24 protein-coding genes are annotated in these 26041 nt (G+C 60.1%); 7 read left to right on the top strand and 17 right to left on the bottom strand.

Annotated elements, in window-relative coordinates; all coding sequences use genetic code 11:
• Nucleotides 1-3: 3 nt before the first annotated feature.
• The 8 genes from BL8807_RS06090 to BL8807_RS06055 all read right to left on the bottom strand — a co-directional run bounded on the left by BL8807_RS06090 (nucleotide 4) and on the right by BL8807_RS06055 (nucleotide 9760).
• On the bottom strand, nucleotides 4-1482 hold the full coding sequence (locus tag BL8807_RS06090; protein ID WP_072724775.1) for an FHA domain-containing protein: 1479 nt from the start codon (nucleotides 1480-1482) through the stop codon (nucleotides 4-6).
• 177 nt (nucleotides 1483-1659) lie between these two features.
• On the bottom strand, nucleotides 1660-2043 hold the full coding sequence (gene rplL / locus BL8807_RS06085) for a 50S ribosomal protein L7/L12 (RefSeq protein WP_072724773.1): 384 nt from the start codon (nucleotides 2041-2043) through the stop codon (nucleotides 1660-1662).
• A 111-nt stretch (nucleotides 2044-2154) separates the two neighbouring features.
• Nucleotides 2155-2676 (bottom strand): 50S ribosomal protein L10, encoded by a 522-nt coding sequence (gene rplJ / locus BL8807_RS06080; protein WP_072724771.1) that lies wholly within the window; start codon nucleotides 2674-2676, stop codon nucleotides 2155-2157.
• A 425-nt stretch (nucleotides 2677-3101) separates the two neighbouring features.
• Complete coding sequence (locus tag BL8807_RS06075; protein WP_072724769.1) at nucleotides 3102-4427, bottom strand: ABC transporter substrate-binding protein; 1326 nt, start codon at nucleotides 4425-4427, stop codon at nucleotides 3102-3104.
• A 90-nt stretch (nucleotides 4428-4517) separates the two neighbouring features.
• Nucleotides 4518-6626, bottom strand: a complete 2109-nt coding sequence (locus BL8807_RS06070) for a glycoside hydrolase family 43 protein (protein ID WP_072724767.1) — start codon at nucleotides 6624-6626, stop codon at nucleotides 4518-4520.
• 11 nt (nucleotides 6627-6637) lie between these two features.
• Entirely contained in the window at nucleotides 6638-7438 is an 801-nt protein-coding gene (locus BL8807_RS06065; protein WP_072724765.1) for a carbohydrate ABC transporter permease, read from the bottom strand.
• 24 nt (nucleotides 7439-7462) lie between these two features.
• A complete protein-coding gene (locus BL8807_RS06060; RefSeq protein WP_083570149.1) occupies nucleotides 7463-8431 on the bottom strand; it encodes a carbohydrate ABC transporter permease in 969 nt (322 codons plus the stop codon).
• Nucleotides 8432-8719: 288 nt separating this feature from the next.
• A complete protein-coding gene (locus BL8807_RS06055; RefSeq protein ID WP_072725084.1) occupies nucleotides 8720-9760 on the bottom strand; it encodes a LacI family DNA-binding transcriptional regulator in 1041 nt (346 codons plus the stop codon).
• Nucleotides 9761-10357: 597 nt separating this feature from the next.
• Here BL8807_RS06055 and BL8807_RS06050 point away from each other — a divergent pair.
• The 3 genes from BL8807_RS06050 to BL8807_RS06040 all read left to right on the top strand — a co-directional run bounded on the left by BL8807_RS06050 (nucleotide 10358) and on the right by BL8807_RS06040 (nucleotide 12663).
• Entirely contained in the window at nucleotides 10358-10672 is a 315-nt protein-coding gene (locus BL8807_RS06050; protein ID WP_072724763.1) for an addiction module antidote protein, read from the top strand.
• Between the two features lie 132 nt (nucleotides 10673-10804).
• A complete protein-coding gene (locus BL8807_RS06045; protein WP_143147967.1) occupies nucleotides 10805-11062 on the top strand; it encodes a hypothetical protein in 258 nt (85 codons plus the stop codon).
• Between the two features lie 356 nt (nucleotides 11063-11418).
• Complete coding sequence (locus BL8807_RS06040) at nucleotides 11419-12663, top strand: ATP-binding protein (RefSeq protein WP_072724759.1); 1245 nt, start codon at nucleotides 11419-11421, stop codon at nucleotides 12661-12663.
• A 15-nt stretch (nucleotides 12664-12678) separates the two neighbouring features.
• Here the strand turns inward: BL8807_RS06040 and BL8807_RS11985 are convergent, their stop codons facing one another.
• Nucleotides 12679-13080 carry an aldo-keto reductase family protein gene (locus tag BL8807_RS11985; protein WP_226847280.1) on the bottom strand — a complete coding sequence of 134 codons (402 nt, stop codon included), beginning with the start codon at nucleotides 13078-13080 and terminating at the stop codon, nucleotides 12679-12681.
• Between BL8807_RS11985 and BL8807_RS06030 the strand changes: the two genes are divergently transcribed.
• Nucleotides 13079-14461, top strand: a complete 1383-nt coding sequence (locus BL8807_RS06030; RefSeq protein ID WP_072724756.1) for an NCS2 family permease — start codon at nucleotides 13079-13081, stop codon at nucleotides 14459-14461. The genes BL8807_RS11985 and BL8807_RS06030 overlap by 2 nt on opposite strands.
• A 152-nt stretch (nucleotides 14462-14613) precedes the next feature.
• Here BL8807_RS06030 and pstB read toward each other — a convergent pair whose 3' ends face one another.
• The 6 genes from pstB to BL8807_RS06000 all read right to left on the bottom strand — a co-directional run bounded on the left by pstB (nucleotide 14614) and on the right by BL8807_RS06000 (nucleotide 20919).
• Complete coding sequence (pstB, locus tag BL8807_RS06025; protein ID WP_072724754.1) at nucleotides 14614-15393, bottom strand: phosphate ABC transporter ATP-binding protein PstB; 780 nt, start codon at nucleotides 15391-15393, stop codon at nucleotides 14614-14616.
• Between the two features lie 33 nt (nucleotides 15394-15426).
• Nucleotides 15427-16416, bottom strand: a complete 990-nt coding sequence (gene pstA, locus BL8807_RS06020; RefSeq protein ID WP_072724752.1) for a phosphate ABC transporter permease PstA — start codon at nucleotides 16414-16416, stop codon at nucleotides 15427-15429.
• Nucleotides 16416-17369: a phosphate ABC transporter permease subunit PstC gene (gene pstC, locus BL8807_RS06015; protein ID WP_072724750.1), complete on the bottom strand. Its 954-nt coding sequence runs from the start codon at nucleotides 17367-17369 to the stop codon at nucleotides 16416-16418. The genes pstA and pstC overlap by 1 nt, the downstream gene beginning before the upstream one ends.
• A gap of 151 nt (nucleotides 17370-17520) precedes the next feature.
• Entirely contained in the window at nucleotides 17521-18642 is a 1122-nt protein-coding gene (gene pstS / locus BL8807_RS06010; RefSeq protein ID WP_072724748.1) for a phosphate ABC transporter substrate-binding protein PstS, read from the bottom strand.
• Nucleotides 18643-18745: 103 nt separating this feature from the next.
• Nucleotides 18746-19459: a response regulator transcription factor gene (locus BL8807_RS06005; RefSeq protein ID WP_072724746.1), complete on the bottom strand. Its 714-nt coding sequence runs from the start codon at nucleotides 19457-19459 to the stop codon at nucleotides 18746-18748.
• Nucleotides 19456-20919 carry a sensor histidine kinase gene (locus BL8807_RS06000; protein ID WP_072725082.1) on the bottom strand — a complete coding sequence of 488 codons (1464 nt, stop codon included), beginning with the start codon at nucleotides 20917-20919 and terminating at the stop codon, nucleotides 19456-19458. The genes BL8807_RS06005 and BL8807_RS06000 overlap by 4 nt, the downstream gene beginning before the upstream one ends.
• A gap of 213 nt (nucleotides 20920-21132) precedes the next feature.
• Here BL8807_RS06000 and BL8807_RS05995 point away from each other — a divergent pair, with 213 nt between their 5' ends.
• Genes BL8807_RS05995 through BL8807_RS05985 form a run of 3 tightly spaced genes read left to right on the top strand, consistent with a single transcriptional unit; the run spans nucleotide 21133 to nucleotide 23537 of the window.
• Nucleotides 21133-21639, top strand: a complete 507-nt coding sequence (locus BL8807_RS05995; protein WP_143147966.1) for a hypothetical protein — start codon at nucleotides 21133-21135, stop codon at nucleotides 21637-21639.
• Nucleotides 21640-21678: 39 nt separating this feature from the next.
• On the top strand, nucleotides 21679-22914 hold the full coding sequence (locus BL8807_RS05990; RefSeq protein ID WP_072724742.1) for a sensor histidine kinase: 1236 nt from the start codon (nucleotides 21679-21681) through the stop codon (nucleotides 22912-22914).
• Nucleotides 22915-22916: 2 nt separating this feature from the next.
• Nucleotides 22917-23537 carry a response regulator transcription factor gene (locus BL8807_RS05985; RefSeq protein ID WP_072724739.1) on the top strand — a complete coding sequence of 207 codons (621 nt, stop codon included), beginning with the start codon at nucleotides 22917-22919 and terminating at the stop codon, nucleotides 23535-23537.
• A gap of 509 nt (nucleotides 23538-24046) precedes the next feature.
• On the opposite strand, the gene mtnN is transcribed toward BL8807_RS05985, so the two are convergent.
• Both mtnN and BL8807_RS05975 read right to left on the bottom strand, forming a co-directional pair.
• The gene (mtnN, locus tag BL8807_RS05980) at nucleotides 24047-24754 is read right to left on the bottom strand and encodes a 5'-methylthioadenosine/S-adenosylhomocysteine nucleosidase (RefSeq protein WP_072724737.1); all 708 of its coding nucleotides are present in this window, start codon (nucleotides 24752-24754) and stop codon (nucleotides 24047-24049) included.
• 31 nt (nucleotides 24755-24785) lie between these two features.
• Nucleotides 24786-25979 carry a 3-deoxy-7-phosphoheptulonate synthase gene (locus BL8807_RS05975; protein ID WP_072724735.1) on the bottom strand — a complete coding sequence of 398 codons (1194 nt, stop codon included), beginning with the start codon at nucleotides 25977-25979 and terminating at the stop codon, nucleotides 24786-24788.
• Between the last annotated feature and the right edge of the window lie 62 nt (nucleotides 25980-26041).

Here is a 26041-nt window from a genome sequence, read left to right as displayed (position 1 = left end):
GACTCACTTTCCAACTGCCTCACAGTAGTCCTGATAGCCCTGATTATGGGCGAGCGCCTCGTCGATGTCACGGTTGCCCTGCGCGGACAGCCACGAATAGAGGTCGTCGTACAGCGATGGGTTCATTGCGAGGAACGGCAACAGTTCGGGATGGCGGGCCATTTCGAACTGCACGGAGAAATCCTCGGTGCGGCGCGCGTCGTCGGAGGTCAGCCCATCGACCTGCACCACTTGCTCCTGCGCGTCGAACTCCCCCTTGGACACACGCTCGAACACGGAACCGGGTTCGAAGGCGGGGGTATAGCCGGCCGTCTCCACGTCGGTGCCGGACTCCATCGCGGTGAATGCGATCGGAGTGCCCGTGGCAGGCGTCGTTTGCGCGCTCACGGGAGCGGCGTCCTCCATGGGAGTGAATACGAACTGCTGCGGCGCGGCCGATTGCGGCTCTTCCATCTGGGGGACCGACCGTTCGGCCGCCTGATCCGCCGGCTGCCCATCCACAGGCTGCGTCTCAACGGCGGCGTGCGAATCGGAAGCCCCCGTCCCGGCCGGAGCGAATTGATCGGATTCGACGGACTGGCTATCGGACTCAGGCAGCACGGTGGACGCGGGCCGCGCGTCGAACGCGGGCCACTCGGCGGATCGCTCGTTCTCCACGTTCGCGGGCGTCCCCACCGAAGCGAACGGCAGAGCGTCGGCAGGCGCGGCGTCGGCAGGTGTCTCAGCCTCGGCACCCACCTGCTCGAACGGGTTCGCCGGTTCAGGTCGCGCGGCGGCGTCATCAACGGTCAACGGCACCAACTGCGGCGCGGCCTGCGACTGGGCGTCCTCGGCCGTGGTGGTAGCCGCGTCGGCGAAGAGATCGCGGGGCTGCACGGGTTCGGGATCGAGCTGGGTCAACGGGTTGGAGAGATTGAGTTCGCTCACCTTGCGCTTCACGCTGGCGGCGTCGAACATGCTGGTGGGTTCGCCGGCCCGTAGGTCGAGAATATCGTCCACCGACATGTCGGCGGCATCCGGTTCCTGCTTGGCGGGCTCGACGGCGAAGCCGAACAGGTCGGGCACGGGTGCCTCCTCGGGCTCGTCCTCGGCCAGCTGGTCGACGCGGATCAGATCCACCGGCACATCGCCGAACTGCATGCGCATCGGCGATGTGGGCAGCAGAAAGTCGACGCCCGCGGGAAGCCGCAGCAGGTCGCCGTTATCGCGTACCACGTAGGTGCCATTGGTCGATCCCAAATCGCAGATGACCGCGCCGCCGGACTGCTGCACCTCGAACACCGCATGACGTTTCGACATCGACTTGGTGCCGTCGACCACATCGACGCGCGTATTGCCGTCATCCACCAACGGACGCAACGGCTTACGGCCGATTTCCACGCGCTCGCCCGGTTTGACGCTGATATGGTCGATCCCATTGATTCTCACCGTCCACTGCACCGTGCCAGCCTCCCTTTCACGCAAAAACACACTACGAGCCATTGTGTCATGCTTCCTTGAGAATTCGCGGATTGCCCTCAAGGATTGACAACTTCCGCCGATTTCCCTCCGCAGGCCGCCTGATCGCATATGGCCGCCTATGCGGAGAACCCCGCAGCCCATAAGGAACTGCGGGGTTCTTCCAAGCGTCGCAATAGGCGGGTTTCACACCCGCGCGTATTACTTGAGCTCGACGGTGGCGCCAGCCTCTTCCAGCTGAGCCTTGGCCTTCTCGGCGTCTTCCTTCTTGGCCTTCTCCAGAACCGGCTTCGGAGCGCCGTCCACGAGGGCCTTGGCCTCGGCCAGGCCGAGGTTGGTGATGGCGCGCACGGCCTTGATCACCTGGATCTTCTTGTCGCCGACGGCGGCGAGGACGACGTCGAACTCGTCCTTCTCTTCCTCAGCGGCGGCAGCGGCGCCCGGAGCGGCGGCAACGGCGACGGCGGCCGGAGCGGCGGCCTCGACGTCGAACTTCTCCTCGAAGGCCTTGACGAACTCGGAGAGCTCGACGAGGGTCATCTCACCAAAGGCTTCCAGCAGCTCTTCGTTGGTGTACTTAGCCATAATGGCTTCCTTTCCATCTTGGTCGCGGATGAAGTGGGTTCCGCAACCGAATAAACCTTGTTTGTTTTTAGTTATGAAGCTTCATGATTCACGCGGCGAGCCGCAGGCGAATCAGGCAGCCTTCTCCTGCTTCTCGCGCAGGGCGTCGATCGTACGCACGGCCTTGGTCGGCAGGGCGTTGAACAGGTACGCGGCCTTGGCCATCGTAGCCTTGACGTCGCCGGCGAACTCGGCGAGCAGCTGCGGGCGGGACTTGAGGTCCGCCAGCTTCTGAGCGGCTTCGGCGTCGTACACGATGCCGTCGGCGGCGGCACCCTTGACAACCAGAGCCTTGTTTTCCTTGGCAAAGTCACGCAGGATCTTCGCAACCTCAATGAAGTCGCCCTTCACGAACGTGACGGCGGTCGGGCCGGAGAGGATCTCGTCGAGACCTTCGATGCCCGCTTCCTTGGCGGCGATGCGTGCCAGCGTGTTCTTAGCCACAGTGTAGGAAGTATCGCGGCCTAGCTTCTCGCGCAGATCGGAGATCTGCGGAACGGTAAGCCCGCGGTACTCGGTCAGGTAGACGGCGTCAGCGTTACGGAACTGCTCCGTAAGCTGGGCGACCACCACTTCCTTTTCGGGCCTCTTCATGGCGTTCCTTCCTAAGTCGGCCGTTGACTTGAAGAAGGGATCGTCTCGCCGGGCAACAAAAAAAGCCCTGCGCACAGGCAGAGCAACATAATCTCGCAAGCGAACCTGCGTACCCTTGACGGGCTTATATCTCTCAACCTGCGCTGGCTTGGCGAACCAAACTTCGGGAATGCTTGCACACTCCAACCAACGGTCTGTGGTTTACAAGTCGATAACTATACCCAGCCGAGCGGACCCACACCCAATCCGGGCGTGTCGCGCTTGGCCGAGACGATGCGTTTTGGCCGAGACGTCGCAGACTTCGCACTTCAACGAAGGGTGTGCGAAATTCGCGACGTCCCAGTTCCTCGGAACGTCGTCGATTTCGCACACCCCTCGTCAATCCGCGAAATCCACGACATCTCTGGCGGCGGACTGACTCACTGCTAACGTTCGATGCTTTCGCTCACCTGTTGGATGGCTTCCAACGCGGATTCGACGGTGGCATCGCCGGTGTAGATGTTCTGCATCTGCACGCCAATCTCATCGTTAAGCTCCTGGGAGGTGAGCTTACGGTTGAGCGTGGCCTCGGATTGTCCTTCTGTCACCAGCGCGATGCTCTCCTTGGCGGATTCGGTGGCATCCTCAGGCACCTGGACCTCCATGCCCTTGGCGACCGGAGCACCTTGCAAGGTGTTGATCCACTCCTGCTGACCAGCGCCCGTGGTCATGAATTCCACGAACTTCATGGCGGCCTCCTGCTTCTTGGAGTCCTTATTCACGGCAAGCGCGAAGTCGACGCCCGTGGTCGGACCGGTCGCGTTGTCGCCCACGGTCGGGAACTCCATCATGCCCAGTTCATCGTTTTCGACGGAGGTGCCCTTGGTTTCATCGTTCGGCAACACGGCGGAGACATGCCAGGATCCGGTCGGGAAGAACGCGCTCTTCCTCGAGTAGAAGTAGTTGTCGCGGGCATCCGGATAGGTCGAGGTGCCAACCGCGCCATCCTGGAACAGCCCATCATCGATCATCTGCTGCCATGCTTCAAGGGTTTTGACGAACGTCTCATCGGTGAACGACTTCTTCCCCTCAGCGGCTTCGTAGACGTCGCCTTCGCCATACTGGTTGGAAAGCCACACGAAAATGTCGTCAAGATGCCAACCGTCCTTGGCACCAAGCGCCAACGGCATCAACCCCTTATCGGTAAGGGTCTTGTTGACTTCCACCAGCTCATCGTAGGTAGTGGGCAGCTCGGTGACGCCGTTCTCCTCCAACAGCGTCTTGTTGTACAGCAGATACTCGGAGCCGGAGGTAATGGTCGGCATAGCCACCAGTTTGCCGTCAGCATCCGTCACCTGTTCGACGGCGCCTTCAGAGACCTCGGAATCCCAACCGGACATATACTGGTCGGCCAGCTCCTGCATATCCGCGGCAAAGCGGCCATACTGCTCGACGGTGCTGCCCGCCTGCAAACCGAACACATCCGGCCCTTCGCCGCCGGCCATGGCGGTCTGCAGCTTCTTCTGGTAATCCGACATCTCCGACGTACGCCACCAGTCGATCTTGATGTTCGGATATTCCTTCTGGAATTCGGCGTAGATGGTCTCCCACTGGGTGTCAGTGGGCTGCCAGGTCCAGAATGTCAGGGTCACGGGATCATCTGCGGTGCCGGTGCCTTCATCGGACGACGAGCTGGAACCGCAACCGGCGAGCAGACCGACCGACATGGCCAGCGCGCCAAGCGCGGCCACGACCTTTTTTGCGTTGAACATGATATGTTTCTCCTTCTTATATACGTTCGTTGGTATGTTCACTTCGTTGTGATGAAACGCTGCCAATAGGCAGTCAACAGAGATGTGCGGTTATTCGGCTCCTTCCTTCCCGTCCAGTCCCAGAGAGGTTCGGGTGTATCCGACCAGCGACGCGCCATTGAGCGTGACGCCCAGTCGAGAGCAAGGCTCGCCCGCAAGAGGAACCTGCCACGTATGGTTACGGATATGGATGGTGGCTTTCCCGTTCGCTGACGAAATGCGTACCGTACGCAGGGCGCGCCCAGCCTGGTCGCGTCGCACGTCACTGCTGAGGGAGCGCAATCGCACGGGTTGGGAGGCTCCTTCAAGCGCGACTCCGTCGCACATCACACCACATTCGTTTTCAGCCAAGGTGATCCGATAGTCACCGAATGTCACCAACACCTGCGACCGCGCCGTCTCCAGAGCGAAGTCCAGCACGAAGCGGCGCTTTTCAAGAGACTTCTCGACGACGAGTGTCGCCGGACGCACGCCTCGCATAGTGACTCCATGATTCACTCGCAGCGGATCAATCGCCGTCACCTCATGATGAATCTGCGCAAGCGTCTCTCCCCACAAATTCACATGGTCGGTAGCCACGAAGGCGCTGAACGACGCTCCCGTGCGATTGGAATACAGACCAACGGCGCCGGGCTCATCACTGATCATCGCCTCAGCGACGTACCGCCCATCGATGCGAATCTCAAGCGAGCGGTAAGCGCGGCTCACAGAGAGCTCATGCCATGCGGTCAGGTCGATATCCAGAGGAAGCGCAGTGACGGCGCGCATTGACAGTCCGTTCACGATATCGATGACATGCAACTCATGCGTGCCGCCATCAAGTTCGATTATCGTACGGTTATCAGCGTCCCGATGACGGACGATTACGCCGCACCGAGCCCCCAGCGGGTCGCATATGCCCCGAATCCATACGTCAATCCCCACCGTGGATGAATCCAACGGCGCGATTGTCTCGAATATGCCACGCTGATCAGCGACCAACGCAGGCTCGCCTTCAACCTCGGCAGCGCGGGCGTTTCCCGACAGCGTCGTCCATGAGGCGGGGATTCCGTTGGAGAAATCGGCGGACACGTCAGCCAACAATGGCGCATCGACTTCAACGCATGTGGGACCATCGGTGTCAAGCAGACCTTCCGAGAAATACAGCGGATCTATACGCATCACACGCTGTTCGGTGCCCACATACAGTTCATCGTCGGCGTTGCGCCCGTGATAGACGATCCAATCGTCAATCGCATTGGGCGCTCGCACGATGGAGTTATGGCCGGTGCCTTCAACACGGTCGGATCGAATCAGCAACGGATCAAAACCACCATTGTTAAGCTGCTTGTTCCAGACAAGTCCATCGATATGAACCTCTGCGGGGACGGAAGGCAGAACGGCCGTCGAGTATCCCACGAAATAGTCTTCATGCTCATACGCATTCGCGGAATAAGTGATGAACGCACGGTCACGGTACGTGAAATAGGTGGCTCCCTCGATGGTGTGCCAGTCGCGTCCATCACCGAACCGGTTACGGGCGAAGATTTCCTCATCCATCGTCGGCACAATCAACGCCCTGGGATTGCCTTCGCGTTTCAACGGGGTGGACAGGCGGTCGATCATCACCGACGTTCCAGGCCGCACATCGCTTAAGCCCACCTCCTGATTATCGGCATACAGCAGGTACAGCTGGCCGTCATCGCCCATCACCACCTGGGAGTCGATGGCGAAGGTGTCGAAAAGCTCGGCCTGCTTTTCAAACGGTCCCAGAGGGTCGACGCTGGTCGCCACTCGCATGATTTCGGTGTGGGTATCAGACTCTCCCTCAGGCATATTCGAGAAGTACATATGGAATACGCCATTGAGCAGAATCACCGATGGCGCCCAGAAGTTGCGGCGTCCTTGTTCAACATAGGCATACCCATGGGATGTCCAGCGCACCAAATCCGGCGAGGTGCTCACCAAAATACCATGCTCGTCGGTGGCGTAGCAGTAGTACCTATTGCGGTAACGCAACACAAACGGATCGGGAGCGGTGTGCTTCCCTCCATCGCTGTATGGAACGGGATTGGCGTAGCTGCGTCCCATCAGTGGTTTCGGCGTGATCGGCGCTTCGACATGAATGTCCTTGTCTAGGCTCGTAAGTCGCATGGAAGGCGCAATGGTAGCGATAGTCATATCCGTTCCCCTCAGCTCTTGACCGCACCGGACGTGATGCCCGCCTGCAACCACTTCTGGCTGATCAGGTAGACGATGATGGATGGAATCGTCATCAGAATCAGCGCAGCGTATTCCTGAGCCACCATTTCGGGGGTCTGGCTACGTGTTTCCATGAAGTAGGTGGAAGCAAGCGTGACCGTATATTTCGACTCGTCGCGAATCAGCAGCAACGGAATAAGGTATTCGTTCCAGCTGTAGACGAATGTGAGCACGCCGGTGGTCGCGATCATCGGAGTGGACAACGGCATGAGGATACGCCCATAGATGCGCAGAGTGGAGCATCCGTCGACTCGGGCGGCCTCGATAATCTCATCGGGGATGCCGTCGAAATAGTTCTTCCAGAGCAGCAGCATCTGCAACGCGTTGAACGCGACCAGAGGGATGATGATGCCGAGATAGGTGTTGGTCAGATGGAAGGTTTTGATGGTGAAGAACAACGGCATGGTCACCGAAGCAATCGGCACCGCCATACAGGCCAGCAGCAGCACATACAGCACTCGTGAGCCGGCAAATTTCATCTTCGCGAATGCGAAGCCGGCCAACGAGGTGATGAGCACGACAATCGCGGCAGTGGCCACCGAGATGAAGAAGCTGTTGAACACCACGCGGAAGTAGTGCACATCTTCGTTGCTGATTACGGAGAGATAGCTATTCCACCCTCCGACCTGCAATGATTTGGTGATGGCGGTATAGATCGGGAAAATCCAAATGATGAAGAAGAACGCGAGGACGGCGTACATAATCACCGTCGTGCTGGTTTTGCGCCTCATAATAGTCTGTCCTTCCTTCTGTGCCTATTTGCTCATGCGATTGGAGACCGCCATCTGGATGAGGGACAGCGCCACGGCGATGATGAGCACCATCACTCCGATGGCCGCGGACAGCCCTCCATTGAATTGCTGAACACCGGCTTTATAGAGGTAGGTGTTGAGGAATTCGGTGGATCGGCCAGGGCCGCCGCCCGTGGTCTGGATGACGATGTCGAAGGTTTTGAGCGAACCGACGATGCCGAGGACGATAAGTGTGTTCGTCGTGCCGGAGAGATTGGGGATGGTGATGCGAAACAGGGTGTTCCAGAATCCACAACCGTCGATTTTCGCCGCCTCATAGATGTCTTCTGGTATGGACATCAATCCGGCATAATATATGATCATCGAGAACCCCATCCATTCGAAGATGTTGATGGCGCAGATGGAGAACAGTGCGATATCCGGATCACCAAGCCAGCTCTGAGCGAGAAAATCCAAATGGAGGAAACGCAAAGCCTCATTGATGGCACCTACATTGGGATCCATGATGATGCGGAAGATGGCGGCGATGATGACGGGGGCCATGGCGATGGGCATGAAGAAAATCGCTTTGAAGAAGTTGGAGCCGCGCAGACGCTCCTTGAGAATCACCGCGATCAGCAGACCAAGACCTGCCTGCACCAGCACGGTGACGACCATGAAGATGATGTTGTTGCCCAGCGCGGTCCAGAACACGGAGCCAGGTGCGAGCAGCTTGGCATAGTTCTTCAGTCCGATAAAGTCCATCTCGTCGCTGATGCCATCCCAATCGGTGAACGAAGTCGCGATGGTGAATCCGATGCAGTAGTAGATGAAGAAGCCAGAAAGAATCACCAACGGAGCGATAAACAGGTAGGGACGGACCTTGCTTCGCCATGAGTGCATCGATTCCGGCTTGCGTGATTTCATCACCTTACGGCCGTTGACATGATGCGATTCGTTTGATGCGCTGACGGCGGATGACGAACTGCCCATATTCCCTCCCTCGGATTGTGCTCTTTTATGTGAAACGTTTCAGAAAAAGTGAACACTCAACGAGCATTCACCGGAAAACAATTGTTCTGTAACGTTTCAACTTCGTTGTTGATATGAAAATATATAACGTTTCAGAAATAAATGCAAATTTGAAACGACGCATGTGGTTTCTATTGGGAAACAGCCTTTTTCAGACCCACATCGGCGTGTCGCGCGACGTGATGACCATCCCCTCCCACAACGGCTTTCGCATATTGCGAATCCACTGGCCTCAGAAGCAAGAGACCGTCAGCTGGACATGATGGGAGAGGAATCCCTATACACCAACGTGAACGGGACGGGATACTTGTCGGCGGAGGCACGCCTGCCCGTCATGACCTGGCCAAGAATTAAATCCACAGCCAGTTCGGCGATTCTCGCCCGATCTGGGTTCACACTAGTCAACGAAGGAATGGTGTACTGTGCCTCATTGATGTCATCAAAACCCACCACCCTCACGCTTTCCGGCACACGCACGCGCATCTCGCGAAGCTGGCTGATCACACCGAGAGCCAGCAGGTCGTTCAACGCGAATATGGCGTCAGGCCGGATACCCTCCCGATACATCCGCTCCACGGCAAGAGCGCCATTCTTGCTGGTCCACTCCCCCACCTCCCGCACCAACGCAGGATCCACCGTCAGCCCCCGATGCCTCATAGCCTCGACGTACCCCTGCGTTCGCAACGAACGCGATGACGAGTTCGAGCCGTCCAGAGTGCCGCCAACCACGGCGACAGTGCGGCACCCCGCATCTAAAAGATGTTCCGTGACAGCCCGGGAAGCGGCCTCATTAGGCATCATCACGTGCGGAGCCGGCGCTTTGAAAACACGCTCGCCCAACATGACCAAAGGGAAGTCCCCTTCCATGGACGCAACATCGTCATTGCTCATTTTGACCGGGCTGAGAATCAGACCATCGGTCATATTCCGCGCCATAGAAGCGATGGAGTCCAGCTCCCGCTGCTTATCGTTACCCGTCGATTCGACGATGACGCCATACCCGCGCGTGCGCGCCGCCTTGATCACTTCCTCGGCAAGCTCCGCGAAATAAATCTGGTTCAGGTCGGGAATCGACAAAGTGATTAGGCCTGTGCGTCCAGAACGCAGATTACGGGCCTGCTCGTTAACCACATAGCCCAACTCATCAATGGCGTTCTGAATGCGCTGCTTCGTGGTAGGACGCATATGCGGGTAATCGTTGAGGTAATTGGACACCGACGCAACCGACACCCCGGCCAGCTTCGCCACATCCGGCAAAGTGACCTTGGCTTTACGTCGCTCGCCCACCAGAACACCCGCCTTCCCGATAATCACCTTTGCAATATCTCGCTATAGAACACTATATCGTTTCACAAAAGCACGAGAACACACCATCCACGCTTCAGCGCCAGACGGAGCCGCACCTCCTCGCATCAACCACATCACGCTCGGCTTCAGTCAGTAAAACTCAACATAGGTAAATCAGCAACCACAGGGACAGAGCTTCCCCACGTGGAATCAGCCAAGCATAACTTGCATTGCTTAGGATTGGAATGGGCATGGACGATGCGGGGAGCTGCGACGTCGCGGATTTCGCACTTCAACGGAGGGTATGCGAAATCCACGACGTCCAGGCTTCCCGAAACGTCGCGAATTTCGCACTCCTCTCGTCAATCTGCGAAATCCACGACGCTGCCGTCGGAGGACCGCACCGGACGCGCATCGCCTTTGTGGATAACTCGAAGGCTCGAACCACACAAGACTGTTCGACTGGACACCATTGCCTTCTTCCGTTCACAATCGAACTATCACATGCGAGACGGGAGGCTATTATGCCAATTGACTTTCTGTATCCAATCGGATCCACTTTGAAGTGGACGATTAACACTCCCGCCAGAGACGGAGGGAATGATGACGGACACCGCATTTTCCACTTGGCATATCAAAGATGACATCCGATCCGACGAGGATGCCATCGGATATCTCAACGCAGCGCTTGAAGAGCGCGACTCGGCCTCGCTGCAGGATATGCTCGACGTGGTCGCGCGCGCCCGGGGGATGACGGGCGTCGCCCGGACGTCCGGATTGGGCCGCGAACCGCTGTACAAGGCGCTACGCCCCGATTCCAAACCTTCGTTCGACACCATCATGCGCGTGGCCGACGCCTTGGGAGCGCAGCTGTACTCCTTCCCCCAAAAACATCAACATGGAAGCGGTGCATAACGCCATCGAAGAAGTGAAACGGCATGCCGCCAAGCAAACGACCATCCCCACCACCGCAACAGGAAGTCCGCGACTGTCATGATGTCATCGTAACGGTCTCGACCACCCCACCACCGCAACAGGAAGCCCGACATGAGCCAAACCACAGAACCAACATCCCACCGAATGCCGAATGACCCGCAGAAGTCACAGAAATCCACCACCCAAACAGTCGCCGCCCGAACATGGCCGTACAAGGAGCGGCAATCACGCAATCCTTTCACCGTCAATCCACGAGCGCAGGGAGTCAAAGGCAAAGGCGGCGGCAAATCACTAGGTAAAGGCGCGATGCCGTTCAAGGCCACCGGCCACAAAGGCGGCATCAGCAGACAGGGATCGAAACGCGGCTGACCGACGTCACCCAATCATCACAATCGAAGCGCACAGCCACCACACCAGGCAAGTCAACCGCCCAGTCGCGGCGTACAACCGCACGACAAAACCAGCCGACCTCCCAGCAAAGCGAACCGGCCGTCCGGAGGAGACCACCAGTTGCGCCCCTCCGAGTCACGGACTCCGATTAGGACTCAACCAGCCCGCAAAGCGTCGAATACAACCGACACTTTGCCAATAGCACCATCATTTTGTCGAGCATAGTCGACATTTTGCCAATATAATCTCCAAAATGTCGACTATGCTCGACAAATTAATCTTAAACACGATATAATGTAGGGTATAGCCGGCACCTCCGAGAGATTGGGATACTCATGAATGCCAAATACCGCGTTCTCCGCCCCGCCTATCTCCGACAGCTGGAGCCCTACATCGACACCGAACAGGTGAAAGTCCTGCAGGGTGTTCGGCGCTGCGGCAAATCGACGATTCTCGACATGCTGCGTACCTCCTTGCTGGAACGTGGCATACCCCAGCGCAATATCATCCATCGTCGATTCGACGAATTCGGCCTTCCCCAGCACATCACAGCGCAACATCTCACCGAAGACCTCACAGCCGCATTCGCCGGCAGCGACCCGGGTGTCAGCCGCTATGTGTTCCTGGATGAAATCCAGGAAGTCGAAGATTGGGAAACCGTGGTGCGCGGCCTGCACACGACCCAAGGCATCGACGTATATATCACCGGATCGAACGCCCATTTTCTTTCCAGTGATCTGGCCACCCTGCTCGCCGGGCGCACCATCGCATTCGACATCTACCCACTGTCATTCGCCGAATACCGAGAATTCACCGCGCAACGCGACCCCAGCCAGACGCGCTCCAACGATGAGCTGTTCGCCGATTACCTTCGATTCGGCGGTATGCCCAGCCTGTTTTCGCTACGCTCCATGGACGAGGACGGCATCACGAGAGAACTCAGCTCGATCTATAACACCGTCATTCTCAAGGACGTGGCGGAACGATTGGGAATACGTGATATCGCTCTGTTGAACAGACTGGTCGCCTATCTGTTCTCCACCTCGGGCAACCTGTTCTCCACCCGCAAAGTCGTCGGAGCGCTGGCCAGTTCCGGACGACGCACCACCTCGGAAACGGTCGAAAGCTACATCGAAGCGCTACGGCAGGCGTACATCCTGCACGAGGCGCCGCAATTCGGGCTGCAGGGCAAGCAGACCCTCAATCCCTTAAGGAAGTTCTACGCCGTGGACACCGGTCTGCGCAACATGTCGACGGGGTTTTCCACCAACGATTTGGGGTTTCAGCTGGAAAACGTGGTGTACAACGAACTGCTGCGCCGCGGATGGCGCGTTTCGGTCGGCACGCTGCGCTCAGGCAAGGAGATCGACTTCATCGCCACCAAACTCGACGAGCGCGAATACATCCAAGTCACCGAAACCATACTCGATGAGACCACCCGCAAGAGAGAACTCGCCGCGTTCCAGGAATTGCACGATGCCTTCCCGAAAACCCTGCTCACTTTGGATCGATACCGGACCGGCATCACCGAGGACGGCATTCGCATCATCAACGTGGTGGATTGGTTGTTGGACAAGTAGCCGCGCGACGGGAGGCTACGGGATGAGGTTGCCGGCGGCGACGTAGAGATCCCACCAATCCTGACGCTCGAGCGTGACGTCGGCACCGTCGAGCATCTCGTTCAGGCGGCTCGGACTCATCGAACCGAGCACGATCTGGATGTTCGCGGGATGGCGCAGCACCCAAGCGGCGGCGATGGCGTTGGCGCCCACCCCGTACTTGGCGGCCTTGGCGGCCTTGGCGTCCAACGCGGCATTGAGTTCGGCGAAATGCGGGTTGCCGACGAACGGCCCGACCGCCCGGCGCGACTTACCCGCCGCACGATATAATCGCCTCTGTTCTGGCCGGCCGCGCCCTTCCGGCGATGCCGGCGGGGCGAGTCGCAATTCTCGCCGGGGCCCGCGGCTCCGCACAACCCAGGAAAGAGAAGAGAACATGGAGAAGTTCTTCCATCTCAAGGAGAGCGGGACCACCATCCCGACCGAGATTCTTGCCGGTCTGACCACATTCTTCGCGATGGCCTACATCTTCGTCGTCAACCCGCAGATGCTGTCGCAGACGGGCATGCCGTGGGGCGGAGTGTTCCTCGCCACCATCATCGCGGCCATCATCGGCACCCTCGTGATGGGCCTGTTCGCCAACGTGCCCTACGCGCAGGCCGCCGGCATGGGACTCAACGCGTTCTTCACCTACACCGTCAGCATCGGCCTTGGATTCTCATGGCAGGAGACGCTGTGCATGGTGTTCATCTGCGGCATCGTCAATATCGTCATCACCGCCACCAAAATCCGCAAAAGGCTGATCATGGCCATCCCTGTGGCGCTGCAGCACGCCATCGGCGGCGGCATCGGCCTGTTCATGGCCTACGTCGGTATCCTCAACGTCGATCTCATCACCTTCACGCCCGATGCGGCGACCACCGCGCCCGTCGGCGCCACCCCGGGGCTGGCGAGCTTCGACACGCCCGTGCTGTGGGTGTTCCTGATCGGCCTCGTGCTGGCGATCGTCTTCACCGTGCTTGAGGTCAAGGGCGGCATGCTGCTCGCCATCGTCATCGCCACCATCGTCGGCATCCCGTTCGGCGTGACCACATGGTCCGATTCGCAGCCACTGGGCCAGACCTTTTCCGAACTGCCGGTGGTGTTCGGCGCGATATTCTCTCCCGAAGGATTCCCCTCGCTGTTCTCCGACCCGACCAAACTTCCGCTGGTGCTGGTGACGGTGTTCGCCTTCTCCATGTCCGACGTGTTCGACACGATCGGCTCGTTCATCGGCACCGGACGCCGCTCCGGCATCTTCTCCGCCGACGACGAGAAGGCCCTTTCGGACGGCCGGGGATTCTCGTCCAAGATGGACAAGGCGCTGTTCGCCGACGCCATCGCCACGTCGGTCGGTGCGATCTGCGGCACCTCGAACACCACCACCTTCGTGGAGTCCTCCGCGGGCATCGCGGTGGGCGGACGCACCGGCCTGACCTCCGTGGTCGTATCGATCTGCTTCGCCCTGACCGCGTTCTTCGCGCCCGTCATCGCCGCGGTCCCCTCCGCCGCCACCGCGGGCGTGCTGATCATCGTCGGATGCATGATGGCATCGTCGTTGAAGGCCATCGACTGGGGCGATATCTCCGAGGCGATTCCGGCGTTCTTCGCCACCGCGTTCATGGCCTTCTCGTATTCCATTTCCTACGGCATCGCCGGCGGCTTCATCACCTATTGCATTGTGATGATCTGCAAGAAGCGGGCCGGTCAGGTCCATCCGATCATCTGGGTCGTGTCCGCGCTGTTCATTCTGGACATCGTGACGATGGCCGTGCTGTGATTGCGACGGGACACCGGACTGCCGCCACGTTTCGGCTGATGAATCAGCCGACTTCAACAAAGAAGCCCCGCCTTGGCGGGGCTCAATTCTTTGTCGAGCTGAAGCTCGATTGCGACAGCCCACTGGGCTGTCGCTACGTTTCGGCTGATGGATCAGCCGAAACGTCCAGAGATATACCGTTCGGCTTCGGCGTTTTGCGGATTGTTGAACATCGTGGTGGTATCCGCGAAATACTCCAGATGGCCCGGCTGGCCCACGGCCTTCAGATTGAAGAACGCCGTGTAGTCGGCGATGCGGGCGGCCTGCTGCATGTTGTGGGTCACGATCACGATGGTGTAGTCGCTTTTCAGCTCGTTGATCAGATCCTCGACGGCGAGCGTGGAGATCGGGTCGAGCGCGGAGCAGGGCTCGTCCATCAGCAGCACCTGCGGGTGCACGGCCACGGCGCGGGCGATGCACAGACGCTGCTGCTGGCCGCCGGACAGACCGATGCCGGGATTGTCGAGACGGTCCTTGACCTCCTCCCACAGGTTCGCGCCGCGCAGGGCCCACTCGACCAGATCGTCCGCGTCGGACTTGGCGAGGCGCTTGTTGTTCAGACGCACGCCGGCGAGCACGTTCTCGCGGATCGACATGGTGGGGAACGGGTTCGGACGCTGGAACACCATGCCCACGTCGCGGCGCACGGCCACGGGGTCGATGTCCTTGGCGTACAGGTTCTTGCCTTCGAGCAGCACCTCGCCCTCGACGCGGGCGCCGGGGATGATCTCGTGCATGCGGTCGAGCGTGCGCAGCACGGTCGACTTGCCGCAGCCGGAGGGGCCGATGAACGCGGTGACCTTGTTCGGCTCGATGTTGATGTTCACGTCCTCCACGGCCAGGAAGTTGCCGTAGTAGATGTTCTCGTGGATGACGTCAATGCGTTGTCCCATGTTGGTTCCTTCTGATTCCTAGGGTCTGGCGTTCTAGCGTTCCGACTTGACGGCGAAGATCTTCGCCACGACGCGGCCGATCAGGTTGAGCAGCAGCACGATGATGATGAGCACGAGGGCGGCGGCCCAGGCGCGCTCCATCGGGATGGTGGTCACGCAGGTGGCGTCGGCGCCCGCCGGACAGTTGGCGTTCAGCTTCGAATACTCCTGGTAGACGTACACCGGCAGGGTGGTCATCTGCCCGGAGAACAGGTTGAAGTTCGTCGAGGAGATGTAGCCCGCGGTCATCAGCAGCGGCGCGGTCTCGCCGATCACTCGCGCGATGGCGAGGATCGCGCCGGAGACGATGCCCGGCAGTGCGGTGCGCAGCACGATTTTGGTGATGGTGCGCTGCTTGGTGACGCCCAACGCGTAGGATGCCTCGCGCAGATCGTTCGGCACGATTTTGAGCATCTCCTCGCAGGACTTGACCACGGTGGGGATCATCAGCAGCGACAGGGCCACGGATCCCTCGAAACCGTTGATGGTGCCGGGGCCGAGCAGAATCGTGAACATCGAGAAGGCGAACAGGCCGGCCACAATGGAGGGGATGCCGCTCATCACGTCGACCAGCAGCGAGATCACCTTGGCGAGCTTGCCCCGGTTGGAATACTCCACCAGATACACGGCGCACATCAGGCCGATGGGGATGGAGATGAGCATCGCGCCCGCGGTGATCTCCAGCGTGCCGATGATGGCGTGCTGCACGCCGCCGTAGCCGCCGGACGGGGTCTGGTTGCCGCCGATCACGTTGGTCATGTTGTAGCTCAGGAAGTTGAGGTTGAGCCGCTTGACGCCGTTGGAGATGGTGGTCCACAGCACGGAGACCAGCGGCACGAGCGCCACCACGAAGGCCAGCGCGATGATGACCCGCATGGCGATGTCCTTGGTCTTACGCGCCTGCTCGGAGGAACGGGTGGGCTTGAATTTGTCGAAGTCGATGACGGGCGCGCCGCTCATCGGGGATTTTTCGGCGGCACTCATCACGCACTCGCTTTCTCGGTGATCTTACGGGCGATGAAGTTGACCACGAAGGTGATGAGGAACAGGATCAGACCGGTTCCGATCAGCGTGGAGACGCCCAGATCGTTGGCTTCGGGATACTGCGCGGCGATGTTCGCGGCGATCGTCTGGTTCTGCGAGGCCTGCAGCAGTTTGATGGAGTAGTTGAGTCCCGGCGAGAGGATCATCAGCACGGCCATCGTCTCGCCCAGCGCGCGGCCCAACGCCAGCATGGAGGCGGACACGATGCCGGATTTGCCGAACGGCAGCACGGCGAGCTTGATCATCTCCCATTTGGTGGCGCCCAGGGCCAGCGCGGCCTCCTCGTGCAGGCGCGGGGTCTGCAGGAAGATGTCGCGAGACAGCGAGGTGATGATCGGCAGGATCATCACGGCGAGCACCACGCCCACGGTGGCCACGGTGCGCGACGGATTGGCGGCGGGGCCTTCGAACAGCGGGATCCAACCGAGGTAGGTGCCCACCCAATTCCAGAACGGGTAGATGGCCGGCACCAGAATCAGGCCGCCCCACAGGCCGTAGATCACCGAAGGGATGGCGGCGAGCAGATCGACCACGTAGCTCAACGCGGCGGCGAGCTTCTTCGGCGCGTAATGCGAGATGAACAGCGCGATGCCGATGGAGATGAAGAATGCGATCACCAGCGCCAGCAGGGAGACGAGCACCGTGCCGAACAGCAGGGGCCCGACGTACTGCCAGAAATTGGAGGCCTTGCCGCCGGTGAAGCTGGCGATGGTCTCGCTGTTGGCCTGCTGGTCGCCGCCGATCAGAGGCCAGGCGCGGAAGAACAGGAACAGGAACACCGCGGCGAGCACCGCGAGGATCAGGATGCCGCAGGCGTAGGCCACGCCTTTGAACACCTTATCCGCGGTTTTGCCGCCGGCCGCCTGTCCGGCCGTTGTGCGTTGCGAACTCACAGGTTCTCCTTCATTGCGAATCTGATGCAACCATCGTAACCCAAACGGCGGGCGCGCCGCAGACACGGGGGGATGATTCCGGCCCGTGCCTGCAGCGCCTATGCCCGTCGCCCGGGTTCGTCCGATGGATGGTGGGTCACCACTTGGAACACTACTTGGTCTGAATGGCCTCGATGGACGCGGCGACCTTCTCGCTCAGGCTGCTCGGCAGCGGAGCGGTGCCGGCGGCGTTCTGCGCGGCCTGCTGGCCTTCGTCGGAGGTCACGTAGGTGAGCCATTCCTTGACGAATTCGGCGGTGGAGGCGTCGGCGTAGGCCGGGCAGGCGATGTCGTAGGAGACCAGCACGATCGGGTAGGCGCCGTCGGCCTCGGTGTTGTGGTTGAGCTTGACGACCACGCGGTTCTCGCCGGTGACGGTTTCGTCGATCTCGGAATCCTCGACCACCTTGGAGCCGGCGTCGGCGGAGATCTCGGTGTACTGGTCGCCCACCTTGACGGCCACGGTGCCGAGGTCGCCCACCTGGGAGAAGTCGGCGTAGCCGATGGTGCCGTCGGCCTGCTTGACGGTGGAGATCACGCCGGAGGTGCCCTTGGCGCCCTGACCGACCTCGTTGGGCCAGTTTTCGGACAGGTCGTAGGTCCAGTCGTCCGGCGCGACGTCCTTGAAGTAGCTCACGAAGTTCTGCGTGGTGCCGGACTTGTCGGAGCGGTGCACCACGGTGATCGCGGTGTCGGGCAGGTCGAGGTCGGGGTTCTGGTCGGCGATGGCCGGATCGTTCCAGCTGGTGATCTTGCCGTCGAAGATCTTGGCGATGGTGGAGGCGTCCATGTTGATGTGCTCGCCCTCGTCGGAGACGCCCTTCAAGTTGAACACCACGGCGATCGGGGAGATGTAGACGGGCACGTCGAAGGCGGTGGTGCCGTCGGCGCAGGCCGCGTCCTTGGACTGTTCGACCTCGTCGTCGGAGAGGGCCTTGTCGGAGCCGGCCCAGGCGATCGCGCCGGTCAGGAAGGAGCTCACGCCGGCGCCGGATCCGGTCGGATTGTAGGCGACGGTCACGCCGGAGTGGGCGGAGGTGAAGCCGGAGATCCACGCGTCGACGGCGGCCTGCTGGGAGGAGGCGCCGGCGCCGGCGAATTCGCCGGACAGGGTGGAGGAGCCGGAATTCGAGCCGTCGTCGATGGCGACGTTGTCGCCGCAGGCGGCGACGGAGGCGAGCATGGCGATGCCGGACAGCGCGGCAAGGGAGCGCACGAGAGCATTCTTACGCATGATTTCTTATTTCCCTCTATCAATGTTTTTCGCGGCCTGGGCCGCCGTGTCATTGCTTGACACATACCAGCCTATGGGATTTCGGCGAGGGTCCGCGCCGAAATCAGTGAACGGAAGATGAACAATCATCAATCTTATATCCCAAACCGCGCACGGTGGTCAGATATTGCGGATGCGCGGGATCCTCCTCGATTTTGGCGCGCACGCGTTTGACGTGCACGTCGAGGGTTTTAGTGTCGCCCACATAGTCCGAGCCCCAGATGCGGTCGATGAGCTGGTGCCGGGTGAGCACGCGTCCCTTGTGCTGCATCAGATATTCGAGCAGTTCGAACTCCTTGAGCGGGAAGAACACGTTCTCGCCGCGCACGGTGACCTCATGCTGCCCGACCTGCATGGCGATGTCGCCGCACACGAGCGGCAGGTCGGCGTCCGCGCCGCCCGAGGCTTGCGCGACGTCCTGGTTGCGGCGCAGCACGGCCCGGATGCGCGCGAGCAGCTCGCGGAAGGAGTACGGCTTGGTCACGTAATCATCCGCCCCGATCTCCAGCCCGACGACCTTGTCGATCTCCGCGCTTTTGGCGGTGAGCATGATGATCGGCACGCGGCTTTGCTCGCGGATGCGCCGGCACAGCGAGGTGCCGTCGATGCCCGGCAGCATCAGGTCGAGCAGCACCAGGTCGACGCCTCCTTGAGTGAACAGCTCCAGTCCCTCCTCGCCACTGGCCGCGGCGGAGACATCGTAGCCCTCGCGGGTGAGCTGGTAGACCAGCGGCTCGCGGTAGGATTCCTCATCCTCGACGATCAGAATGCGTGTCATTTCGCCCTTTCTTGAGTGTCTTGACTGCCCGCCGCCTCGGCTGACGGCAGTTCGATGGTGAATGTGGAGCCCTCGCCTTCGCGCGACCACACGGTGATGGTGCCGCCGCAGTCCTGAACGCAATGCTTGACGATCGCCAGGCCCAGTCCGGTGCCGCCGGTGGCCCGCGAGCGCGCCGGGTCCACGCGGTAGAAGCGTTCGAAGATGCGGCCGAGCGAGGCCTGCGGGATGCCGATGCCCTGGTCGATGACGCGGATGGTCGCCGTGCCGCCTTGTTCGCTGACCGCCACGTTGACGGTGGTGTGTTCGGGCGAGTAGCGAATCGCGTTTTCGATGAGGTTCTTGACCGCGGTGGTGAGGGATTCCTCGTCCGCGTTCACCAGCACGTCCTGCGACGCGTCGGGAGCCGCCATGCCTTGCGCGAGGTCCGTGGAATCGCGCGCGATATCTGCGAGTTCCGCGCCATCCGTGGGTTCCGCGGCACCTGTGGGTTCCGCGCTCCGTAGGTCTTCGCCGGCGATTCCAGCGTCCGTGGACACCGGCTTGCCCGCGCAGGAGAGCCGCACGTCGATATGCTTGGCGGCGGCCTGCACGCGGTTCTCGGCGATGGCCTCGCGAGCCACGGCGAGCACCGACAACCGTTGGGCGGTGGGCAGGGCGGTGTCGTCCTGCGCTTTCTGCAGGTCGATCAGTCGGTGCACCAGTTCGGTGAGCCGTTCGGATTCCTTGGAGATACGGCCGGAGAAGTAGCGCACGGCGTCCGGATCGTCGGCCGCGTCGGCGATGGTTTCGGCGAGCAGGGCGATCGCGCCCGCCGGGGTTTTCAGCTCGTGGGAGACGTTGGTGACGAAGTCGCGGCGCATCGCCTCGAAGCGCCGCTGTTCGCTCATGTCACTTAAGAGAATCGCATAGCGCGCGGGGGCGATCGCACCCACGCGCACGTTGAGATAGCGCGTATGCGAGGGGGCGGATTGTCCGGCCTTCACGCCGCGTCCGCTGCTGGGTTCGGCGGATTCGACGGCGGCATGGTCGATGGGCATGCGCACCTCGCGTTCGCGGGTTTCGCCGTCGCTCACGACTTGGGCGAGGATATCCCCCACCTCCGGCGAGACGAGACGGGACGCCTCGACCAGGCCGAGCGGCATCGCGTCGGCGCTGGCGTAGTGGACGAAGCCGTGGGCGTCCGCGATGATCACGGCGTCCGTCATCACCTGGATGAAGCCCTCTTCGGCGGCGCGCACGGGCAGGTCGCCCCCAAACAGCGATGCGTCGGCGTTCTGCGACGAGCCGGCACCGGTCGAGCCAATCGGCCTAATCAAGCCGGCCGCTCCCCCGCCGGCGTATCGGGAGCGGGCGTCGCGTTCGCCCGCGTCACGACCGCGCATATAGGCGAGCGCGACCGCCACCGCCAATACGGCCACGGCGGCCAGCGCCGGCAATGCGATCTGCCACCATTGCATCATGCGGTCCTTTCGTCCATTCGCCTTCCCAGACTATCGCCGGTCACCCAAAACATGGCCATTGGACCGCAGAAGTTCAACTGGAATTCACTTTGGCGGCGGATACGCAAGGGCCAATGGGCCTGCTCTTCCAAGCGACGGACCCTCACGAAGTTCTATCCGTTCGTATGAGTTCCATCGACATGCGGAATACCTCATCGATGGACAATGAACGTGTCAATCATTCAATTCGTTTCCCTGAAGAAAGGACACATAATGGGAAGGAGCCGTCATCCAGCAAAACACAGAATCTATATAGCGGGTTTTTCCGTCGTCCTGATAGCGATGTTGGCGTTATATGCTGCGGGGAATGTGTTTTTCTCCCCGATTTCCAACATGTCCCGCAACTGGAACGTTACGTTCCCTCATGGAGCGTATGTTACTTTCCACAAAGAAGACATCGGATTCCAAGGCGATGGAACACGCTTCACCACCATCACATTACTGCGGTTTTCCAATGTTGAGAACACTGTTTTAGATACCGATGATTACTCTGCTCCCTCGGAAGAGGATTTCGATACCATCAATTCAGTGGAGAAAGAGCTCCAAATTCCTTCTTCTTTGAATATGGATGCCAGTCATCACTATCAAGCAAAAAGAATCTACAACCACGGCGGAACACTGCTGATCATCGGCGACAGCAACCAGCGTCAATTTTACTGCTACGAATTTTTACAATGAGGTGGAAATGAAGAGGCACAACGTGGTCAGGGTACAGTTATGGTTGTGAGAAACAGCATCCTGTTCAAGGAACGTACTCTATATTGCGCAATCTCATGGCTTTTCGCCATAGGAATCATTGCCGACTGGGCAAACACGCTGGGAGCCACTCCGCTGCTCCATGCAGAGAATCTCGTTGTGGTAATGCTGCTTCTGTTTCTACCGCTGCGTCCGGTCATCTTCGCTTCGATCATCGTAGTCGTTTGTTTTGTTCTCGCATTTGCGCCATTCCCGTCGGCCGGAGTCTACTGGTTGCAGGCATCTCCTGTTTGGCTGGCATCTGCGGTGCTCGGCAAGCATATCGCCAATGTCATTATTCCCTCATGCGCATTCGTTCTGTTTCAATCGCTCATCATCGTTGGCTCAGCCACGCAGTTATGGTGGGTTTCAAGTTTTGCCGCCACCATGCAACCTGTTATCGTCGCTTGGGGCATCGGCGCGCTTATAGGTCAGATGACACGCAACGAGCGAGAACGAGCCGCTGCCGAAATTCAAAATCAACAGCGGGCGCACCAACTTGAGATGCTCCACGTATTGCATGATTCCGTGGCCAATAATCTGGTGTACGCTCTGGCTCGGCTACGTTCTTTTCAGTCGAATACGCCAGCCGGCAATAATCTGAAAGACGTTGGGGAGATAGCGGATGTTCTGGCGCTCAGCCTGCACGAGTTGCGCCAACAAGTCATCATACCAACTCGGCGCAAACTCGATCTCACCGATGCCCGACCGATTTCATCTGTTCAAAGCCCCGGTCCAACTCCGGAGTCCACGGAGCATACGCTGCTTCAAACGATACAAAGCGCCGCACATCGTCTTCACGAACAAGGTTTTATCGGAATGCCACAAGTCATCGGACAGGTTGCGCATCTCGCTCCTTCACGGATTGAGCTGATATCGCATTGCGTGCGGGAGGTCGGCGGCAACATCATCAAGTACGGCATGCCTGGGCCGTATGCTTTGGCTATCGACACGGATGAACAGACCATATCCATACTCTCGTCAAATCGTTGTTCTACGCCACACCCACATGAACAAAGTTCGAAATTCACTGATATCGACGCTGGAACCAGCACCGGCCTCCGTTTAATCACCGAGGAGATCAGTCGCGCCGGAGGAACGGTTTCAACCAGTCAGGAGTCCGGGGAATGGACCATCTTCATTTCGATTCCCTCTGGCTCGCATCCTCCAGTCCCCTCCGAGTCCTTTAATTCCTCCGATAACGGAAGCGAGGCATAACCATGTGCACCGAATCGTTAACCGTAGGTATTGTGGACAATGACCCACTGGTCTCTCAGGCGCTTGTATCGATGTTCGACGATCAACCCTCACCGCTGCACGTATTATGGAATGTTCGCAATGGTCACGATGCGCTGGCCTTGTGCGAGTACACCACCACACAGCCGAACGTCGTGCTCACGGATCTACGAATGCCTGGAATGGACGGCAAACAGCTGGCGACGCACATCACCCGAAAGTACCCGCAGATCACCGTCATCGGTATCACAGCCTTCCCCGTCGAGAACACCGATGAGGAATTGCGCGAGGCAGGGATACATGCCGTGTTATTCAAAGAGGCGGCCATACAAGACTATGTGCATACCATCGGACACACCACCGGCAAAACCTCGCTCATCACTTGGCAACAGCAATCATTGGCATTCCAACGGCTACTGCTTACCGACACGGAAATCTCAGTATTGAGGGAATATCTGAAAGGCCGGACCACCATCGCAGTAGCGTATACCATGCATATGAGCGAGGGAACCGTAAAAACGCATATGAATAACGCTTACAAAAAGCTCGGCGTACATAGCCGAGCCGAAGCGATACGCGTGTGCGTGCGCGAACATATCGTGTAGGAGGGCCTCGCTCAAGCCGGATAGAGACCACAGACGTTTGACGATGGACAGCTAGCGGGCGGCAGTGTCGACTATCGGAAGAGGGCTTCGCATGGCGTGCGGCTTGGCACCCGTTCGAAAGCCCGCCCATAACGCATCGAAGCCATTCGCTTCAGTCTATCTGCGTTACCGGTAGTGGATTCGGCCTCCTGCGGATATCGATCTGCATTACCGGTAGTGCCCTAGAGCCCGCACGCCACTTACGTTCGTTGAAATATGGGGCATATTAGCGGAAGTGAAGCCAAAAGGACACTACCCGTAACGCAGATCGATGTCTGCAGATACGAAAATCCACTACCCGTAACGCAGATAGCCCCGCGCCATGACCGTTATCGGATCATAACGCGGGGCCAACAAGCTCGTTGATGTCACAACGTGTGGTCGTTGTCCTTATTCTCCTTGACCAGAAACAGAGGGAGCAGCGCGATCGGCCATCACGGCATATAACCAACCCATGCCGGCCGCGCCCGCTACAGGCGCTTGACGATGTCGATGGCGAGGCGGGCGGCGGTGTCGGCGTATTCGGAGATGTCGAACTCCTTGAACACCTCGTAGTCGGTGTCGGCGTTGTCGCTCATGGCGCGGATCACCAGCGCGGGAACGTCGTTGCGGTCGGCAACATGGGCCACGGCCGCGCCCTCCATCTCCACGGCGTCGGCGCCGGTGGCGTTCACCACCTCCATCACCTTGGCGGGGCTGTCGACGAAATAGTTGCCGGAGGCGATGATGCCGATGATATGTGTGGTGCCGGCGGCGGTGAGCGCCTCGTCGGCCACGCGCAGCAGCCGCTCGTCGGAATGGAATTCCTCGACCGGCTCGGTGGCGGTGCCGGGCTTCCACTGGCCGACCAGACGCATGTCGGTGTCGAGGTAGCGCAGGGTGCCGCCGAGCACCACGTCGTTGATGTGCAGGTCGCGGTTGAGGTTGCCGGCGATGCCGGTGAAGATCAGCGCGTCCGGACGGTAGACGTCGATGAGATGCTGTGTGGTGGCGGCAGCGTTCACCAGGCCCATGCCGCCGACGGTGGCCGCCACGGCGACGGTTTCGCCCGCGTTCGTGGTTATGGTGCCGCGGGAGACGGTCAGGCTCGCGGCCTTGTCGTATTCGACGTTATCCAGCGCGCCGGCGATCAGCGCCACTTCCTCATCCATCGCGCCGATGATCGCGATCGTCTTCATCTTGTGTGCTCCTTCTATGTAATTGTGTAAATCAGCTCCAGCGGCGGGTGGCGACGGCTTCGGCGAGTTCGCGCAGCAGGCTGGCCGTGTCGGGCCAGCTGATGCATTTGTCGGTGATCGACTTGCCGTATACCAGCTCCTTCAATGGCGCGGCGGGTTGGTTGCCGCCTTCGAGGAAGCTTTCCATCATAATGCCGGTGATGCCGCGCTCCCCGGCTGCGATACGCCCGGCGATGTCGCGCACCACCTCGGCCTGACGATGTTCGTCCTTGCCGGAGTTGCCGTGCGAGCAGTCCACGATCACGCCATGCGAGGCGGCGCAGTCGGCCGGCATCATCGCGCGGATGTCGTCCATCGCGGCGGCCACGGACGCGGCGTCGTAGTTGGGCCCGTGGATGGAGCCGCGCAGCACCACATGGCAGTCGGGGTTGCCGAGCGTCTGGATCGAGCAGGCGCGTCCCTTATGGTCGATGCCGAAGAACGCGTGCCGTTGGGCGGCGCTATAGCAGCCGTTGACCGCGGCCTTGACCGAACCGTCGGTCGCGTTTTTGAATCCCACCGGCATCGACAGGCCGGAGGCGAGCTGGCGATGGATCTGGCTTTCCGTATTACGCGCGCCGATCGCGCCCCAGCTGACCGCGTCGGCGATGAACTGCGGCGAGGTGGGTTCGAGGAATTCCGTGGCGGCGGCCAGTCCGCAGCCGAGCACGTCGAGCAGGATGCGCCGGGCCAAGAGCAGGCCTTTGCGGATGTTGTGGCTGCCGTCGATGTCGGGATCGTTGATCAGGCCCTTCCAGCCGACCGTGGTGCGCGGTTTCTCGAAATACACGCGCATGACGATGAGCAGATGCTCGTCGAGTTCGTCTTTGAGTTTGGCCAGACGACGGGCATAGTCGAGCGCGGCGGCCGGGTCGTGCACGGAGCAGGGGCCGACGATCACCAGCAGACGGTCGTCCATGCCGGTCAGGCAGGCGCGGATCTCGTCACGCGAATACGAGACGATCTGCTGCGCGTGCTCGTCAAGCGGCATGTCGGTGAGCACCTGCGCGGGCGTGGGCAGCGGCTCGAGTTCGATGACGCGGCGGTTGATGATGCGGTTGACGCCTACCATATCCTCCCAGCGGGGCACGTCGGTGGCGACCAGCGGATTCTTGCCCTCGTCCATCGCCTGCTTGATGACGCGAAGGTCCTCGGCGATGTCGCGGGGCTTGTCGTTCGGCTGCATAGTCTGCACTCTCCTTGGTTCTCACCCCAAGAATAACCGACCCCGTTCCGCGCGGGAAACGG

Source organism: Bifidobacterium lemurum (assembly GCF_014898175.1).
In the GTDB taxonomy this organism is placed as follows: Bacteria; Actinomycetota; Actinomycetes; order Actinomycetales; family Bifidobacteriaceae; genus Bifidobacterium; species Bifidobacterium lemurum.
This window is presented reverse-complemented; position numbering and strand designations above follow the sequence as displayed.

Excerpts from the sequence above, each read along its gene's own strand:
- BL8807_RS06090 (WP_072724775.1), bottom strand. The coding sequence starts at position 1,482 with ATGGCTCGTAGTGTGTTTTTGCGTGAAAGGGAGGCTGGCACGGTGCAG.
- rplL (WP_072724773.1), bottom strand. The coding sequence starts at position 2,043 with ATGGCTAAGTACACCAACGAAGAGCTGCTGGAAGCCTTTGGTGAGATG.
- rplJ (WP_072724771.1), bottom strand. The coding sequence starts at position 2,676 with ATGAAGAGGCCCGAAAAGGAAGTGGTGGTCGCCCAGCTTACGGAGCAG.
- BL8807_RS06075 (WP_072724769.1), bottom strand. The coding sequence starts at position 4,427 with ATGTTCAACGCAAAAAAGGTCGTGGCCGCGCTTGGCGCGCTGGCCATG.
- BL8807_RS06070 (WP_072724767.1), bottom strand. The coding sequence starts at position 6,626 with ATGACTATCGCTACCATTGCGCCTTCCATGCGACTTACGAGCCTAGAC.
- BL8807_RS06065 (WP_072724765.1), bottom strand. The coding sequence starts at position 7,438 with ATGAGGCGCAAAACCAGCACGACGGTGATTATGTACGCCGTCCTCGCG.
- BL8807_RS06060 (WP_083570149.1), bottom strand. The coding sequence starts at position 8,431 with ATGGGCAGTTCGTCATCCGCCGTCAGCGCATCAAACGAATCGCATCAT.
- BL8807_RS06050 (WP_072724763.1), top strand. The coding sequence starts at position 10,358 with ATGATGACGGACACCGCATTTTCCACTTGGCATATCAAAGATGACATC.
- BL8807_RS06045 (WP_143147967.1), top strand. The coding sequence starts at position 10,805 with ATGAGCCAAACCACAGAACCAACATCCCACCGAATGCCGAATGACCCG.
- BL8807_RS06040 (WP_072724759.1), top strand. The coding sequence starts at position 11,419 with ATGAATGCCAAATACCGCGTTCTCCGCCCCGCCTATCTCCGACAGCTG.
- BL8807_RS06030 (WP_072724756.1), top strand. The coding sequence starts at position 13,079 with ATGGAGAAGTTCTTCCATCTCAAGGAGAGCGGGACCACCATCCCGACC.
- BL8807_RS11985 (WP_226847280.1), bottom strand. The coding sequence starts at position 13,080 with ATGTTCTCTTCTCTTTCCTGGGTTGTGCGGAGCCGCGGGCCCCGGCGA.
- pstB (WP_072724754.1), bottom strand. The coding sequence starts at position 15,393 with ATGGGACAACGCATTGACGTCATCCACGAGAACATCTACTACGGCAAC.
- pstA (WP_072724752.1), bottom strand. The coding sequence starts at position 16,416 with ATGAGTGCCGCCGAAAAATCCCCGATGAGCGGCGCGCCCGTCATCGAC.
- pstS (WP_072724748.1), bottom strand. The coding sequence starts at position 18,642 with ATGCGTAAGAATGCTCTCGTGCGCTCCCTTGCCGCGCTGTCCGGCATC.
- BL8807_RS06005 (WP_072724746.1), bottom strand. The coding sequence starts at position 19,459 with ATGACACGCATTCTGATCGTCGAGGATGAGGAATCCTACCGCGAGCCG.
- BL8807_RS06000 (WP_072725082.1), bottom strand. The coding sequence starts at position 20,919 with ATGCAATGGTGGCAGATCGCATTGCCGGCGCTGGCCGCCGTGGCCGTA.
- BL8807_RS05990 (WP_072724742.1), top strand. The coding sequence starts at position 21,679 with ATGGTTGTGAGAAACAGCATCCTGTTCAAGGAACGTACTCTATATTGC.
- BL8807_RS05985 (WP_072724739.1), top strand. The coding sequence starts at position 22,917 with ATGTGCACCGAATCGTTAACCGTAGGTATTGTGGACAATGACCCACTG.
- mtnN (WP_072724737.1), bottom strand. The coding sequence starts at position 24,754 with ATGAAGACGATCGCGATCATCGGCGCGATGGATGAGGAAGTGGCGCTG.
- BL8807_RS05975 (WP_072724735.1), bottom strand. The coding sequence starts at position 25,979 with ATGCAGCCGAACGACAAGCCCCGCGACATCGCCGAGGACCTTCGCGTC.